We start from the raw sequence: 1,186 nt of genomic DNA on the forward strand, positions 1-1,186 counted from the left end.
TTGCCCTGTTCACGCTCTACAACGACTACCTGCAACGCAACACCATCCGCCAGAACATCGAAGCCTCGGTGGAGCAATCCGGTGCCCTGACCGCCAGCAGCGTGCAGAACTGGATGAGCGGGCGCATCCTGGTGCTGGAAAACCTGGCCCAGGACATCGGCCAGCAAGGCGCCGGCGACACCTTGGCCGGCCTGATCGAGCAGCCTTCCTACACGCGTAATTTCCTGTTCACCTACCTGGGCCAGGCCAACGGTGTGTTCACCCAGCGCCCGGATACCCAGATGCCCGCCGGTTACGACCCGCGCCAGCGCCCTTGGTATGGCGCCGCAGCCAGCGCCGGGCAGACGGTGCTGACGGCCCCCTACCAGGGCGCGGTCGGCGGCCTGATGGTAACCATCGCCACGCCGGTCAAGAGCAGCGACAATGGCCAGCTGATCGGTGTGGTCGGTGGCGACGTGACCCTCGACACCCTGGTCGAGATCATCAACTCGGTCGATTTCGGCGGCATCGGCCACGCCTTCCTGGCCGACAGCAATGGCCAGGTGATCGTCAGCCCGAACAAAGACCAGGTGATGAAAAACCTCAAGGACATCTACCCGGGCAGCAACCTGCGGGTTGCCGCCGGCATGCAGGATGTCACCCTCGATGGCCAGGACCGCATCATCTCCTTCGCCCCTGTGGCCGGCCTGCCATCGGCGCAGTGGTACATCGGCCTGTCGATCGACAAGGACAAGGCTTACGCCGCGCTCAGCCAGTTCCGCACCTCGGCGATCATTGCCATGTTGATTGCCGTCGCGGCCATCGCCGGCCTGCTCGGCCTGCTGATTCCGGTACTGATGAGCCCGCTGACCACCATGGGCCGCGCCATGCGCGACATCGCCGAGGGCGAAGGCGACCTGACGCGTCGCCTGGCCGTGCAGAACAAGGACGAGTTCGGCGAACTGGCGACCTCGTTCAACCGCTTTGTCGAACGGATCCATGCGTCCATCAGCGAAGTGTCATCCGCCACCCGCCTGGTGCATGACCTGTCGGAGAAAGTGGTCAGCGCCTCCAACGCGTCGATCAGCGGCTCTGAAGAGCAGAGCATGCGCACCAACAGCGTGGCTGCGGCAATCAACGAACTGGGTGCCGCCACCCAGGAAATCGCCCGCAACGCCGCCGATGCCTCCCAGCATGCCAGCGGCGC

At 64.8% G+C, this 1,186-nt stretch carries 1 pseudogene; it reads left to right on the top strand.

The features are described from left to right. Positions 1-1,186: pseudogene (gene mcpA / locus HP546_RS30425) on the top strand (methyl-accepting chemotaxis protein McpA); the annotation flags it as partial.

The sequence above is a fragment of the Pseudomonas sp. CM25 genome (assembly GCF_013179705.1).
GTDB lineage: Bacteria > Pseudomonadota > Gammaproteobacteria > Pseudomonadales > Pseudomonadaceae > Aquipseudomonas.